Here is a 14,116-nt window from a genome sequence, read left to right as displayed (position 1 = left end):
CTGGAGATCGAGTTTAACAAGATTTGAGCCGCGCCAGTTCACGTTCGACTGCTTCACGGGCGGTTCCTCCGGTGGCCTTGCGCGCATTGACCGAGGCCTCCAGAGTGACGTAATCGTAGATATCGGCATCAATCAACCCACTGAAACTGCGAAATTCCTCCAGACTCAGTTCGGGGATATCCTTGCCGGTCTCGACACAGTAGCGCACCGTTTTACCGACCACCTCGTGGGCTTGACGGAAGGGGAGGCCTTTACGCACGCAATAGTCTGCGACGTCGGTGGCCGTGGAAAACCCCTGGGCGGCGGCGTTGCGCATGTTGTCGGCCTTGACCTGCATCTGGTCGATCATGTCGGCAAAGATTTTCAGGGAGCCCTTGATGGTGTCGATGCTGTCGAAGAGTGGTTCCTTATCTTCCTGCATGTCCTTGTTATAGGCCAGCGGCAGCGATTTCATCAGGGTCAGCATGCTCATCAGGTTGCCGTAGACCCGGCCGGTTTTGCCGCGGACGAGTTCAGGCACATCAGGGTTCTTCTTCTGCGGCATGATCGAACTGCCGGTGCAGAAGGCATCGGAAAGTTCGATAAAATTGAAACTGGCGCTCGACCAGAGGATCAGCTCTTCCGAAAGGCGCGAGAGGTGCATCATCAGGATACTGGCGAAACTGCAGAACTCGATGGCGAAGTCGCGGTCCGAGACAGAGTCGAGGCTGTTGCGGGTGACGCCGTCGAACCCGAGTTTGTCGGCTACCCACTCCCGGTCGATGGGGAAGGTGGTGCCGGCCAGGGCGCCTGCGCCCAAAGGCAGAAGGTTGAAGCGCGCGCGTAAGTCTTTCAGTCGGCTGGTGTCGCGCGCGATCATCTCGCGATAAGCGAGCATGTGATGGCTGTAGAGAATCGGTTGAGCGGTCTGCAAATGGGTGAAGCCGGGCATGATGACGTCGAGATTCCGCTCGGCCTGCTTGATGAGTGAGATTTCAAGCGCCGCCAGGTAAGCGAGGACACTGTCGATTTCATCGCGCAGGTAGAGGCGGATATCGACCGCGACCTGGTCATTACGGCTCCGGCCGGTGTGGAGCTTGCCGCCGACGGCGCCGATCCGTTCGATAAGGCGCGCCTCAATGTTCATGTGGATGTCTTCCAGTTCTACGGTAAATTCGACCTTGCCCGCTTCGATATCCCTCAGAATTCCGTCCAGCCCGGCAATAATCTGCTCGGCATCGGCAACCGCGATGATGGATTGGCGCCCGAGCATTTCGGCATGGGCTTTTGAGCCTTGAATATCGTATGCGTAAAGACGCTGGTCAAACTCGATCGAGGCGGTGAACTCTTCAACAAATTTATTCGTCGGCTGGGTAAAACGTCCACCCCAAAGTTTGTTTTGTGTCATGTCTGCTCCATGATCAGATGATGTAAATCCAGTCGTATTGCTGGTTTTAGCCGGCTGTTATTCTGCCACCCCTGGCTTGGGAATCGATGTTTTTTTACGGGGTGGGCTGGCACCTTTACTGCTGAGGGTGAGTTCTTCGCCGGCCATTCGAACCCAGTTTTCATGCTGGTCGGGGCGGTAGATGCTGTGAATCTTCAGCTGCATACGCGTGGTGCGCGGATCGAGCTCTTGAAACAGCGGCAGGTTGAAAAAATAGAGCCGGGGTTCCGTCCCGAAACGCAGCCGACAGACCGGCAGACCGTCGAAGTCGTCGGTCGCAAATTCGGCACACTTCTGTGGTTCAAGCCGGTGGCTGTCGTGTAAAATAACCGAGGAGTTTCCGAATCTGGTGTCAGCGGATATCCCTTCGCAGCTGGTGCCGTTGGCGACATTGCAGAAGACGGTGCTGGTATCGCGAACCCCCGGGGTATAGCTGAGATATTCGCCATAGAAGCCGTTGACCACATCACGAAAGGCGCGATGTTCCGGTTTCGGATTGCACTGGATGATTGCCAGCAGGTCAAGTCGCTGCCGGGTTTCGAAGAACAGCTGGTTCGCTTTGTCGATGATGGTCCCGATATTGGACTGGTAGAGATCGCGGTAGACGTAGTCGAGGCAGATCAAGGTCATGAAGTTGAAACAGGTCGGGTGGCAGCGGAACAGGGTGAAGATCTTGCCGCGATAGAGGTCGTGCTGATGATCGAAGGTCTCCTCACCGACAAAGGGGTGACTTTTCGCCTCAAGAAAGACCCGCAGGCGGCCATCATTCTCCTTGACTGCAACGACGCACCAGTTGACAGGGACCGGGTCTATGTCACCGGCCTCCATGTCCTCATCTACAGAGGCGAGGGCCTCGGCGTTGTCCTGCTGATAGCGGAGCAGGTGCTGGCGGTACTCACTAAGGCGGATGTGTTCGACCCCGAAGACAGTCACCGTGTTGGGGCGAAAACTGCGCTCGATCAACTCCAACGCCTCAGGGACGGCCGAGGCGGGCATAATTGATTCAGGCAGGAACACGAAATGGAGTTTCTTCAGGTTCCCCTTTCCCTCGGCGACGAGTTCCAGAATGGAACGTACCTGAGCCCACTGTTTGTTTGCATCACTGATCTTGAAGATGCCGTCGCGGCGCTGCAGGTTACTGGGGACCTGGCAGACCAGGCAATGTTGGTGATGGCCAGGCGGAAAAGTGAGATTGAGCTCTTTTTCAACGATGTTAATCATTGCGACCCCCACTGTAGTGATCAGGAATTTCGTCGTATACGTCCTCGGGTTTGGGGATTTGTCCCCAACCTAATTCCGGGTAGACCTGAGCGAGGATATAGCGACAACCAGGGGGGAGTGCCATCTCGGGCAGCCGTTGACTGGATGCCCAGAGGGCTTCGGTGCACTCATCGCCATTGGGTTTCAGCGCAAAGCTCAGCGGCGTACAGCGATAGTAGAGGATCACGTAATGATCCTGACGTGAGCCGACACCAAGGTGTTCGTAGACGTCGATCAATCCTTCGGCCCGGATCTCCAGACCGACCTCCTCGCGGACTTCGCGGTGCAAGGCGGCGAGGATTGCCTCCCCGTGGTCGATCTTGCCACCGGGCATGACCCATTGACTGCAAAAGGGCTCGATGCAGCGTCGGGTCAACAGCACGCGCTGTCGGTCGTCAATGATGCAAGCGACGACCGAGGTTTTGATGGTCTGTTTGGTGAAATCCATATTTTTAACGAGTCGCGCGGCGCGAAACGGGATTTTTTGTTTGTCCCACTTCGCTACGCGTGTTTCTCGTTATTTGCCTTTGGTTTGACGTTGGATTGCAGCAATACGCAGACGCAGAGCGTTGAGCTTGATGAAGCCTTCGGCATCGGCCTGGTTATAAACCTCGTCAGCCTCGAAGGTCGCGAAGTCGACGTTGAACAGGCTGTCGTTTGCCGAGTCGCGCCCGACTAGGCGGCAGTGCCCCTTGTAGAGCTTGACGCGAGCCATGCCGTTGACGGTCTGCTGCGAGGCGTCAATCAGGGCCTGCAGAACCAGCCTTTCCGGGGCAAACCAGAAGCCGTTGTAGATCATTGCAGCGTAGCGCGCGACCAGCGAGTCGCGCAGGTTCATAACTTCACGGTCCATGCAGATCGATTCGACGCCGCGATGGGCCTCTTCGAGAATTGTGCCGCCGGGGGTTTCATAGACGCCGCGGCTTTTCATGCCGACGAAGCGGTTTTCCAGCAGGTCGACGCGGCCGATGCCGTGCTTGCCGCCGAGTTCATTCAGTTTGGCCAGCAGTTTGGCCGGTGAGAGGCGCACGCCGTTGATCGCTACTGCATCCCCTTTTTCGAATTCAATCTCGACAAATTCGGCTTGATCCGGAGCATTCTCCGGTTTGGTCGTCAGGACATACATCTCCTCGGGGGCTTCTGTCCAAGGGTTCTCCAGGACATCCCCTTCGAAGGAGATGTGCAGCAGGTTGCGGTCACTGCTCCAGGGGAACTTCTTGCTGGTCGGGACCGGGATGCCGTGTTTTTTGGCGTAGGCCTCGAGTGCGGTGCGGCTGTTCATGTCCCATTCGCGCCAGGGAGCGATGACCTTGACCGACGGGTCGAAGTGGTAGTAGGAAATTTCAAAACGGACCTGATCATTCCCTTTGCCCGTCGCGCCGTGGGAAACGGCATCGGCGCCTTCCTGTTTGGCGATCTCCATCTGTGCCTTGGCGATCAACGGCCGCGCGATACTGGTGCCGAGGAAGTAGCGTCCCTCGTAGATGGCGTTGGCGCGGAACATCGGAAAGACGAAGTCGCGCGCGAACTCTTCTTTAAGATCCATGATGTGACAGCTGCTGGCGCCCGTATTTTTGGCTTTAGCCGGGATGCCATCGAGTTCTTCGCCTTGACCGAGGTCGGCGGAGTAGGCGACGACTTCGCAGCCGTATTCTTCGATCAGCCACTTGAGAATGATCGAGGTGTCGAGTCCACCGGAATAGGCGAGTACTGCTTTTTTGACTTGTCCTTTTTTACTCATCGGTTAGTTCTCCTGAAATAGAAGCTGCGTTTGTTGCGCGTTTTTAAAGTTTAATCACGTATGTTTTGGCCATGCGGTCATGCAGGCTCTGTTTCTGACCATCGAAGGCGGCCATCAGATAGCCGATGCCGAGGATGATCCCCGAAATGAATTTACCGATGACCTCACGGTAGAAGGCTTTACCGTAACCCAGAGAACTGCCGTCGGTGACAATCACCTTGATTCTCAAGAGCATCTTTCCCGGGGTCTGTCCACAATAACCGGTAAAGAAGATCCAGTAGAAAAGGCTGAGAACGAGCGAAAAGAGCTGGATCAGCGTCAAGATTGCCCCGTGCATAGCGAAATCGTGGCCGACAATGAAGGCCAGCAGCACGCCAAAGATGAATTGCATCACAAAAACCAGAAAATAATCGATCAACAGGGCGACGAGCCGCACCCAGAAGCCGGCTTTGGGAAGGCTCTCGGGGCTGGTGGTCTCTGTCGTCGCCGTGGTTGAAACGGTGTTTTCCTTGTGCGGGGGGCGATATTTGGCGAAGGTCAGACCACAGGAGGTGCAGACTGACGCCGCGGGTTGCTCAAGGTGGCACGCCGGGCAGCTGATCATTGGTCCTGCTGGCGCGGTATCTGGTTGCGGCAGAGAGAAACTCCCGTGGCACTGTGGGCAGGTCACGCGTGTCGGTTCGCTCGGCAATTTTTCAGCCGCAACCTCTTTACTGTGCTGACAATGGGGGCAGGTCAGTTGCACGCCTTGAACTCCATCAGGGTTGCCATAATCGCTTTCTGTACATGCAGCCGGTTCTCGGCCTCTTGAAAAATGATCGAGTGTTTCCCTTCGATGACGCTGTCGGTGATCTCTTCACCGCGATGGGCCGGTAGGCAGTGCATGACCACGCAGTCGCTGTCCGCGAGGGCGAGCAGTTCGTCGTTGATCTGGTAGCCGGTGAAGGCCTTTGCTCGCTCCTGCTGCTCACTCTCCTGCCCCATGCTGGCCCAGACGTCGGTGTTCAGAACATCCGCACCGCGAGCAGCCTCAACCGGATCGTTGGTATAGAGGATCTTGGCGCCGGCTTTTTTAGCCCGGGCGACCACCATCGTATCCGGCTCATAGCCCTTGGGGGTGGCAACTCGCAGTTCAAAGCCGAAGACACTGGCCGCATTGATCCAGCTGTTGGCCATGTTGTTGCCATCGCCGATCCAGCAGTATTTCAGCTCACGGTAATGCTCTTTGTGTTCAATGACCGTGAACAGGTCGGCCATGATCTGGCAAGGGTGGTACATGTCAGTCAAGCCATTAATGACCGGAATCCATGAATATTTGGCCAGTTCCTCGATTGCCGCCTGGGAAAAGGTGCGGATCATGATGCCGTCACAGTAACCCGACATGATCCGCGCGGTATCTTTGATTGGTTCGCCGCGCCCCATCTGGGTGGTGTCTGAATGAAGGAAGAGCGCATGTCCGCCGAGTTGAGACATGCCGACCTCAAAGCTGATCCGAGTGCGGGTCGAGCTCTTCTCGAAGATCATCGCCAGGGTCTGTCCCTCGAGCAGGCGGTGCGGCTCGTACGACTTGGTTTTGGCTTTTAAGTCATGGCAGAGCTCAAAGATCGCTTCCAGTTCTTCCCGCGTCCAGTCTGATAGACAGAGAAAGTCCTTTTTCATTTTACCTCCGAAAAAATTTCATCAAGAATGTTGATCGCCTGATCGATTTCGGTCCGGGTAATGATCAGAGGGGGTACAAAACGCAGGACTTTACCAACGGTACAGTTGATCAGCAGCCCCCGGGTCAAAGCAGTTTTAACCAGCTCGCCCCCTTCGATGCTCAACTCGAGTCCGATGAGCAGACCGCGGCCGCGTACCGCGCTGATAAAGGGGTATTTCTGCTGTAACGTTTCAAGTGCAGCGCACAGGTAGTCGCCCATTGCACGGCAGTTCTCGAGGATTCCTTCGCCGAGCAGGGTTTCGAGGCTGGCGATGCCGGTGGCGGTGGCCAGCGGATTGCCGCCGAAGGTGGACCCGTGAGTGCCAGGGCCGAGATGTTCGGCGAGGGCATCGCCTGCCAGCATCGCCCCGATCGGAACACCGCCCGCCAGCCCCTTGGCCAGGGTCATGATATCGGGCGTGATCCCCTCTTGCTCATAGGCAAACAGGGTCCCGCTACGTCCACAACCGGTTTGAACCTCGTCGAGAATCAGCAATAAACCCTTTTCATCGCAAAGATTCCGGACCTGTTGGAAGTATCCGGCCGGGGGGATATTGACGCCACCTTCACCCTGAATCGGTTCGAGCATGATCGCGCAGGTCTCTGCGCTGACGGCGCTGCGCAGGGCCTCGATGTCGCCGAAGGGGAGATGTCGAAACCCGGGGAGCAACGGCTCGAACCCCTGTTTGACCTTCTCCTGGCCGGTGGCGCTGATTCCGCAGTAGGTCCGACCGTGGAAGGAGGCGAGGGCGGTTAAAACTTCGCTGCGTCCCGGGCCATGGATTTCAAGGCTCTGTTTGCGTGCCAGCTTTATCGCGGCTTCATTGGCTTCAGCGCCCGAGTTGCAAAAGAAAACCCGTTCGGCAAACGAGTTTTCGCACAGCAGTTCGGCCAGACGGATCTGTTGAGGGATATTGTAGTAGTTGCTGCAGTGGATCAGGGTTTCTGCCTGTGCCTTGATCGCCGCGACGATCCTGGGGTGGCAATGACCCAGATTGTTGACGGCCACACCGGCGAGCATGTCGAGGTATTCTCTGCCATCTGCATCCCATAACTTGCAGCCTGCCCCCCGCACCGGCACCAGCGGATAGCGGCCGTAGGTCTTGGCGATCACCTTGTCGTTGCGTGCGATCCATTGCTGTGACTGGTTTGACTGGCTGGACTGTTTCATGATGGAGCCCCGTTTTTTTCGTAGTCGGCGACGGCGGTGCCGACACCTTTGTCGGTGAAGATTTCAAGCAGGCAGGCATGTGCGAGACGACCGTCAATAATGTGGGTTTTGACCACCCCTTCATTGATCGCATTCAGGCAACAGGTGAGTTTGGGGATCATGCCGCCCGAAATGGTGCCATCCTTAATCAAGTCGGCAATCTGGCGAATGTCAATGGTCGAGATCAGATTCCCCTGCCTGTCCTTGACCCCTTCGACATCGGTGAGCAGGATGAGTTTATCGGCTTTTAAGGCTCCGGCAAGCCGCCCGGCCACCAGATCGGCGTTGATATTATAAGTCAGGCCATCGGCACCCATGCCGACCGGTGCGATCACCGGGATAAAATTATTATTTTCGAGCGTCTCAATAATCTGCGGGTCGACCTGATCGACTTCACCGACCATCCCGATGTCGATGATTTCGGGGGTCAGGGTCTCGGGGTTGACTTTGGTCATCGCCAGTTTTCGCGCGGTGAACAGGCCACCGTCCTTGCCGGTCAGGCCAACCGCTCGACCGCCGTGACGGTTGATGTTGGCCACAATTTCCTTATTGACCGTGCCGCCCAGCACCATCTCCACGACGTTCATAGTGGCGGCATCGGTGACGCGCATCCCCTGTTCAAAGCGGGACTCAATCCCCATGGCCATTAAGACCTGCCCAATCTGTGGTCCGCCACCATGCACCACCACCGGGTTGAGGCCGATATATTTCATCAGGATAATATCGCGCGCAAATCCTTCTTTCAGGCGCTCATCGACCATGGCGTTGCCGCCGTATTTGATAACAATGGTCTTGCCGTAGAAGCGCTTGATCCAGGGGAGGGCTTCGGTTAGGACTTCGGCTTTTTTGATCAACTCTTGCATATAACCTTCACAGGGAGATTTGTGTTTGGGTTAAACCTTTTATCTGAACTAGTAAACAGTCTTTTTAAAGGATAAATCGCGAAAGATCTTCATCCTGAGCGATGTCGGCCAATTTATCCTTGACGTTTTCGGCGCTGATTTCAATCTTCTGATTCTTCATCTCGGGGGCATCGAAACTTAAGGTTTCGAGCAGCTTTTCCATGATCGTATGCAGACGCCGAGCTCCGATATTTTCGGTGGAATCATTGACCATGCGCGCCGTGATGGCAATTTGCCTGATCGACTCAGATGTAAAGTTAAGCTCAATTCCTTCGGTCTTCATCAGCTCGGAGTATTGCCGCACCAGGGCATTTTTGGGTTCGGTCAGGATCCGGATAAAGTCTTCTTCGCCAAGGCTGTCGAGCTCGACGCGAATCGGAAAGCGACCCTGCAGCTCAGGTATCAGATCGCTCGGCTTGCTGACATGAAAGGCACCTGCGGCGATGAACAGAATATGGTCGGTCTTGATCGGGCCGTGTTTGGTGTTGACCGTACTTCCCTCTACAATCGGCAGGATGTCGCGCTGGACCCCTTCGCGTGAAATTTCAGGGCCGTGCGAACCTTCGCGGCTGGCGACCTTGTCAATCTCATCGATAAAGATGATACCGCTCTGTTCGGTGCGTTCGCGGGCCAGACACAGGACCTTCTCCATGTCGACCAGCTTTTCCGCTTCGCTCTCGACTAGCTGTTCACGTGCATCTTTCACCTGCAGACGTTTGCTGCTCTTCTTTTTGGGGAAGAGATTGCCGAACATCTCCTGGAAATTGATCCCCATATCCTCGCCACCCTGTGGCGCCAGAATATTCAGCTGCGGCATCTGTGTCGTTTCGGTCTGGAGTTCGACGAAGCGTTCATCAAGTTCACCGAGACGCAGGAGCTTGCGTAATTTGTCGCGCGTTTTCTGCAGCTGCTCCTGCTTGTCTGGAGATTGATCCGGCTCGCCGGGCAGGAGCAGATCGAGCAGGCGTTCTTCGGCCAGATCTTCGGCCTTAATCCGCAGGGTTTTGGCCTCCTCTTCGCGGACCATGATGATCGCGAGTTCAAACAGGTCGCGCACCATACTTTCGACATCGCGGCCAACGTAGCCGACCTCGGTAAACTTGCTCGCTTCCACTTTGATGAAGGGGGCCTGGGCGAGCTTGGCCAGCCGCCGGGCAATTTCGGTCTTACCGACCCCGGTCGGTCCGATCATGATGATGTTTTTCGGTGCGATTTCATCACGCAGCTCTGCCGGGACCTGTTGGCGGCGCCAGCGGTTACGCAAAGCGATGGCGACGGCGCGCTTGGCATTCTGCTGGCCGACGATATAGCGGTCGAGTTCCGAGACGATTTCACGTGGGGTAAAGTTGGTCACGATAATTCCTCAACGGCGATGTGGTCGTTGGTGTAGATACAGATGTCAGCCGCGATATGCAAGGCCTTGTCAATGATGACCCCCGGTTCTAGGTCTGTATCGGCGAGGAGCGCGCGCGCTGCAGCCAGGGCATAACTTCCGCCCGAGCCGATGGCCGCGACCCCGTCATCCGGTTCAATAACATCACCAGCGCCTGAAATGACCAGGGTGTTCTGCTGGTCGGCGACGATCAACAGTGCCTCGAGCTTGCGCAGAAACTTGTCTGTCCGCCAGTCCTTGGCCAGACTGACGGCGGCACGAGGCAGATTGCCGCGGTGTTCATGCAATTTCGCTTCAAATTTCTCGAACAGGGTGAACGCATCGGCGGTGCTGCCGGCAAAGCCTGCGAGTACCTTGTCCTGATAAAGACGGCGAATTTTTCGCGCGCTATGTTTCATGACGGTGTTGCCGAGGGTGACCTGGCCGTCTCCGCCGAGCGCCACCCGGTTTTCACGTCTGACGCAACAGATTGTCGTTCCTTTAAACATTTGGCGCTGACTCCTTATCGAGGGCATACCTCAGTCAGAGTAAAAGATGACATATAGCACAAAAGATGGCCGAAAAAAAAGGTTTTACGGGATTTCAATGCAGGGGAGGATCAGTTGAGGGGGAGCTTGATCGTCGCAACCGTACCCAGACTCGGACGGCTTTCCAGGCTGAGTTCGCCACCCATGGAGCGGATAAATTTGCGGGCATAAAAGAGACCGAGGCCGAAACCGCGCACCTGGCCGCTGTTGGCGGGATCAACCTGATAGAACTTTGAGAAAACCTTGGCCAGCTCAGGTTTTGAGATACCAGTCCCGGTATCGCGGATGATCAGGGTTGCATCTTCACCATTAAGCTGTCCCTCAACCAGGATTGATCCCCCGGCCGGGGTAAATTTGATGGCGTTATCGAGGAGCGCGCGCAGGGCAAACGAGATTCGTTCACGATCCAGTCTCAAGGGGGTTGGCGCAAAAGGCACTTGAATCCTGACTTCCAGATTTTGTTGTTTGGCCTCCGCCAGCGGCGCAAGATCAGTGCAGAGCTGACGGGCAATTTTCCCGAGTTCGAGGGGTTGCAGCTTGGTGGGATGATCGTCAAGAATAAATTGACTGAAGTAAAGCAGATCCTGAATCAGGTGTTCCATGTGCAGGGTTTCGGCCTGGACCAGGCCGAGCACTGTTCTGAAGTTCGGATCTTCGTAGTCCATGACGCCGTTGGCGATATTTTGAATAAAAAGGGAAATCGCGGTTGCCGGGGTTTTCAGCTTGTGCGAGATCAGCCCCAGAAATTCACTTTTGAGCTTGTCCGCCTGTCGGAGATTCGAAATTTGTCGTTTAAGTGTCTGTTTTTCGAAGGTTTTATCGATGGTGGTGCGCAGGTGGAGAAGATTGAGTGGTTTACTGATGAAATCATCGGCACCCGCTTTTAACGCTTGAAGGATGACCTCTTTTTCGGTGTAGCCGGTCATCAGGATGACAATTTGATTGGGGGTTTCTTCTTTGATCCGACGCAGCAGGTCGAGACCGTTGAGATTCGGCATCATGACATCGCTGAGGATGACGTCGATCTCCTGTTGTTTCAACAGCTCGACCGCCTCCTGACCATCATTCGCCTGAAAAATTTTGAATCCCTTGAGCGCACGCGCACAGAGATCGCGGATGATCGGTTCATCATCGACGATCAGCAGGCTTTTTCCTTCCTGCTCCAGGGTCATTTCAGGTTGTGGTCGATGAGACAGTTCCATCAGTCTCTCCATAGGCCTGTGAATCAGCCCTGTAAAATGTCTTTAAGCCGCATTGGTGCTGCAGCCAGCAGATTGTCGATCTGTCCGGCATCCTTGCCGCCGGCCTGCGCCAGGTCGGGACGACCACCACCGCGGCCGCCGACCAACGCGGCCAGAGGTTTGATCAGGTTTCCAGCTGAGACGCGATCGGTCAAATCTTTGGTGACGGCAACCAGCAGTGGAACGCTCTCTTCGAAGTTTCCGGTCAGCACCAGAACCCCGGATTGCAATTTATCGCGCAATTGATCCGACAGTTCTCGCAGCTGTTTGCCATCGCAGCCGTCAATCCGCACGGCCAGAAGTTTGATCCCCTCGATTATCTGGACCTGGGAGAGCAGATCGCCACCGAGGTTGGCGTTGACCTGTGACTGGAGTTGCTCCAGATCTTTTTCGAGTTGACGCTGGTGTTCAAGAAGTTTGTGCAACCGTTGTTCCAAATTGGCCTGATCGGTCTTAAGTATGTTTCCAATCTGGCTGAGCATCTGTTGTTGCTCATGGACTTGCGCCAGGGCGGTGTCCCCGGTAACTGCTTCGATGCGTCGCACACCGGCCGCGATTCCGCCTTCACTCAGAATCCGGAACAGTCCAATATCTCCAGCAGCTTTGGCGTGAGTGCCACCGCAAAGTTCCATTGAGAAGTCGCCGACCTCAACAACCCGAACCAAATCTCCGTATTTTTCGCCGAATAAAGCCATGGCTCCGGCCGCAATGGCTTCATCTGACGCCATTTCCCGGGTAGAGACCGTGTTATTGCGGCGAATTTCGCTGTTAACCAGCTCTTCGATCTGTTGCAGCTCCTGTGGGCTGACAGGAGAGAAATGGGTGAAGTCGAAACGCAGGCGCTCCGGCGTCACCAGCGAGCCGGCCTGTTTGACATGCTCACCCAGAATTTTTTGTAAGGCTGCCTGCAGCAAATGGGTCGCGGTGTGGTTACGCACGATCTGCAGACGACGTGCGGCGTCGACAGTGATCTTGACCCTGGCGCGGTGGTGGATAGCTCCGGTCAACACTTCACAGCTGTGGACAAGAAGATTCGGCAGTGGTTTACGGGTTTCGATAATGCGCAAGCTGGCTTCGTCGCTTGAGATAGCGCCGGTGTCGCCGACTTGGCCACCTGATTCACCGTAGCAGGGGGTGGTTGAACAAATGACCTCAACCTTTTCGCCACAAACAGCTTCTTCGACCTGTTGTCCCTCTTGGAGCAACACCAGCACTTCACTCTGATCTTCAAGGGATTGATATCCACTGAAGGCCGAGCGGATGCCTTGCTCGATGAGTTCCTTGTAAACTCCGGCAACGGCCTCTTCTCCTGAACCTTTCCAGTGGGCGCGGGCTTTTTTGCGTTGTTCCTCCATACAGGTTTCAAATCCGGCTTCATCGAGTATGTAGCCGTCTTTCTCGACAATATCCGCAGTCAGATCGAACGGGAAGCCATAGGTGTCATACAGCTTGAAGACAGTTTCCCCGGGGATAGTCTTCTGCTGCAGTTGTTCCAGCTTGGCGATCTCGTCCTGCAGAATGCGCAGTCCGTTCCCCAGGGTCAGAATAAAGCGTTCCTCTTCATTCTGGACAACTTTGGCGACAAAGCTGCTGCGTTTGGCTTCATCAGGAAAAGCCAGCGCCATAGATTCCAGAACGAAGATCGCTGTTTTGTATAAGACCGGGGCCTCGAAGCCGAGCATTCTGGCGTGACGCATGGCCCGCCGCATGATGCGCCGCAGCACGTATCCGCGCCCCTCGTTAGACGGGAGAACGCCATCGGCGATCAAAAAGGCGGTCGCCCGGCTGTGGTCGGCTATGACCCGCATTGAAACATCATGCTCCTCATTGTCGCCGTAGGTTTTTTCTGCAAGGTTTTCAATGTAGCTGATAATCGTGCGTAGCAGGTCTGTGTCATAGTTGGACTGAACGCCCTGCATGACGGTCGTAATCCGTTCCAGACCCATGCCGGTGTCGACGGCCGGTTTCGGCAAGGGGATCAGTTCGCCGTTCGGTTGACGGTCAAACTGCATGAAGACATTGTTCCAGATTTCCATATAACGATCGCAGTCGCAGCCCACGGTACAGTTCGGGCTGTCGCAACCGATTTCGGAGCCGTTGTCATAGAAGATCTCCGAACAGGGGCCGCAGGGGCCGGTATCACCCATCGACCAGAAGTTATCTTCCTCGAAGCGGAAGATCCGCTCACGCGGAACACCTTCCTGTTTATGCCAGATATCGGCTGCCTCATCGTCAGTCGTATAGACCGAAACATAGAGCCGACTGGTATCCAGGCCCAGTTCCTTGGTAAGAAAGTCCCAGGCGTAGGCGATCGCTTCTTTTTTGAAATAATCGCCAAAGGAGAAATTCCCGAGCATTTCGAAAAAGGTGTGGTGACGGGCCGTGCGTCCGACGTTTTCCAGGTCGTTGTGCTTGCCGCCGGCGCGCACACATTTTTGCGAAGAGCAGGCCCGCAGATAGTCGCGCTTCTCGGCGCCGAGAAAACAATCCTTAAACTGGTTCATCCCGGCGTTGGTGAAGAGCAGGGTCGGGTCGTTGTGAGGGACCAGTGAGGAGGATTGGACCATAGTGTGACCACGGTCGGCGAAAAATTGGAGAAAGCGGGCGCGAATCTCTGAGCCTGTCATCTTTGAATCCTTTAGATTTGGGCATCCGGACCTGATTGTCCGAACTCTGAAAATGTCGAATAGTAATGGAAGACGTCGGGCTTGAAAAGC

The 14,116-nt window shown here is 55.5% G+C and carries 12 protein-coding genes; all 12 read right to left on the bottom strand.

The window, feature by feature from the left end; genetic code table 11:
* Positions 1-13: 13 nt before the first annotated feature.
* Entirely contained in the window at positions 14-1,387 is a 1,374-nt protein-coding gene (argH, locus tag D888_RS0113485; RefSeq protein ID WP_020677089.1) for an argininosuccinate lyase, read from the bottom strand.
* Positions 1,388-1,444: 57 nt separating this feature from the next.
* Positions 1,445-2,647, bottom strand: a complete 1,203-nt coding sequence (locus tag D888_RS21680) for a hypothetical protein (RefSeq protein WP_020677088.1) — start codon at positions 2,645-2,647, stop codon at positions 1,445-1,447.
* A complete protein-coding gene (locus tag D888_RS21675; protein WP_020677087.1) occupies positions 2,640-3,134 on the bottom strand; it encodes an NUDIX domain-containing protein in 495 nt (164 codons plus the stop codon). Before D888_RS21675 ends, D888_RS21680 begins: the two co-directional genes overlap by 8 nt.
* 69 nt (positions 3,135-3,203) lie before the next feature.
* A complete protein-coding gene (locus tag D888_RS0113470; RefSeq protein ID WP_020677086.1) occupies positions 3,204-4,427 on the bottom strand; it encodes an argininosuccinate synthase in 1,224 nt (407 codons plus the stop codon).
* 43 nt (positions 4,428-4,470) lie between these two features.
* On the bottom strand, positions 4,471-5,172 hold the full coding sequence (locus tag D888_RS23225) for an RDD family protein (RefSeq protein WP_020677085.1): 702 nt from the start codon (positions 5,170-5,172) through the stop codon (positions 4,471-4,473).
* On the bottom strand, positions 5,163-6,086 hold the full coding sequence (gene argF, locus D888_RS0113460) for an ornithine carbamoyltransferase (protein WP_020677084.1): 924 nt from the start codon (positions 6,084-6,086) through the stop codon (positions 5,163-5,165). The genes D888_RS23225 and argF overlap by 10 nt, the downstream gene beginning before the upstream one ends.
* Entirely contained in the window at positions 6,083-7,297 is a 1,215-nt protein-coding gene (locus tag D888_RS0113455) for an acetylornithine transaminase (RefSeq protein ID WP_020677083.1), read from the bottom strand. The genes argF and D888_RS0113455 overlap by 4 nt, the downstream gene beginning before the upstream one ends.
* Positions 7,294-8,199 carry an acetylglutamate kinase gene (gene argB, locus D888_RS0113450; RefSeq protein WP_020677082.1) on the bottom strand — a complete coding sequence of 302 codons (906 nt, stop codon included), beginning with the start codon at positions 8,197-8,199 and terminating at the stop codon, positions 7,294-7,296. The genes D888_RS0113455 and argB overlap by 4 nt, the downstream gene beginning before the upstream one ends.
* Before the next feature lie 64 nt (positions 8,200-8,263).
* Positions 8,264-9,592: an ATP-dependent protease ATPase subunit HslU gene (gene hslU, locus D888_RS0113445; RefSeq protein WP_020677081.1), complete on the bottom strand. Its 1,329-nt coding sequence runs from the start codon at positions 9,590-9,592 to the stop codon at positions 8,264-8,266.
* Positions 9,589-10,119, bottom strand: coding sequence for an ATP-dependent protease subunit HslV (hslV, locus tag D888_RS0113440; RefSeq protein ID WP_020677080.1), 531 nt, complete (start codon positions 10,117-10,119; stop codon positions 9,589-9,591). Before hslV ends, hslU begins: the two co-directional genes overlap by 4 nt.
* A gap of 110 nt (positions 10,120-10,229) precedes the next feature.
* Positions 10,230-11,360 (bottom strand): ATP-binding response regulator, encoded by a 1,131-nt coding sequence (locus D888_RS0113435; protein WP_020677079.1) that lies wholly within the window; start codon positions 11,358-11,360, stop codon positions 10,230-10,232.
* 23 nt (positions 11,361-11,383) lie between these two features.
* Positions 11,384-14,026 (bottom strand): alanine--tRNA ligase, encoded by a 2,643-nt coding sequence (alaS, locus tag D888_RS0113430; RefSeq protein WP_020677078.1) that lies wholly within the window; start codon positions 14,024-14,026, stop codon positions 11,384-11,386.
* Positions 14,027-14,116 lie beyond the last annotated feature (90 nt).

Source organism: Geopsychrobacter electrodiphilus DSM 16401 (genome assembly GCF_000384395.1).
In the GTDB taxonomy this organism is placed as follows: domain Bacteria; phylum Desulfobacterota; class Desulfuromonadia; order Desulfuromonadales; family Geopsychrobacteraceae; genus Geopsychrobacter; species Geopsychrobacter electrodiphilus.
This window is presented reverse-complemented; position numbering and strand designations above follow the sequence as displayed.

Coding starts and splice junctions, on each gene's coding strand:
- argF (WP_020677084.1), bottom strand. CDS start 6,086: ATGAAAAAGGACTTTCTCTGTCTATCAGACTGGACGCGGGAAGAACTG.
- D888_RS21680 (WP_020677088.1), bottom strand. CDS start 2,647: ATGATTAACATCGTTGAAAAAGAGCTCAATCTCACTTTTCCGCCTGGC.
- argH (WP_020677089.1), bottom strand. CDS start 1,387: ATGACACAAAACAAACTTTGGGGTGGACGTTTTACCCAGCCGACGAAT.
- D888_RS0113455 (WP_020677083.1), bottom strand. CDS start 7,297: ATGAAACAGTCCAGCCAGTCAAACCAGTCACAGCAATGGATCGCACGC.
- D888_RS0113435 (WP_020677079.1), bottom strand. CDS start 11,360: ATGGAACTGTCTCATCGACCACAACCTGAAATGACCCTGGAGCAGGAA.
- argB (WP_020677082.1), bottom strand. CDS start 8,199: ATGCAAGAGTTGATCAAAAAAGCCGAAGTCCTAACCGAAGCCCTCCCC.
- alaS (WP_020677078.1), bottom strand. CDS start 14,026: ATGACAGGCTCAGAGATTCGCGCCCGCTTTCTCCAATTTTTCGCCGAC.
- hslV (WP_020677080.1), bottom strand. CDS start 10,119: ATGTTTAAAGGAACGACAATCTGTTGCGTCAGACGTGAAAACCGGGTG.
- D888_RS21675 (WP_020677087.1), bottom strand. CDS start 3,134: ATGGATTTCACCAAACAGACCATCAAAACCTCGGTCGTCGCTTGCATC.
- D888_RS0113470 (WP_020677086.1), bottom strand. CDS start 4,427: ATGAGTAAAAAAGGACAAGTCAAAAAAGCAGTACTCGCCTATTCCGGT.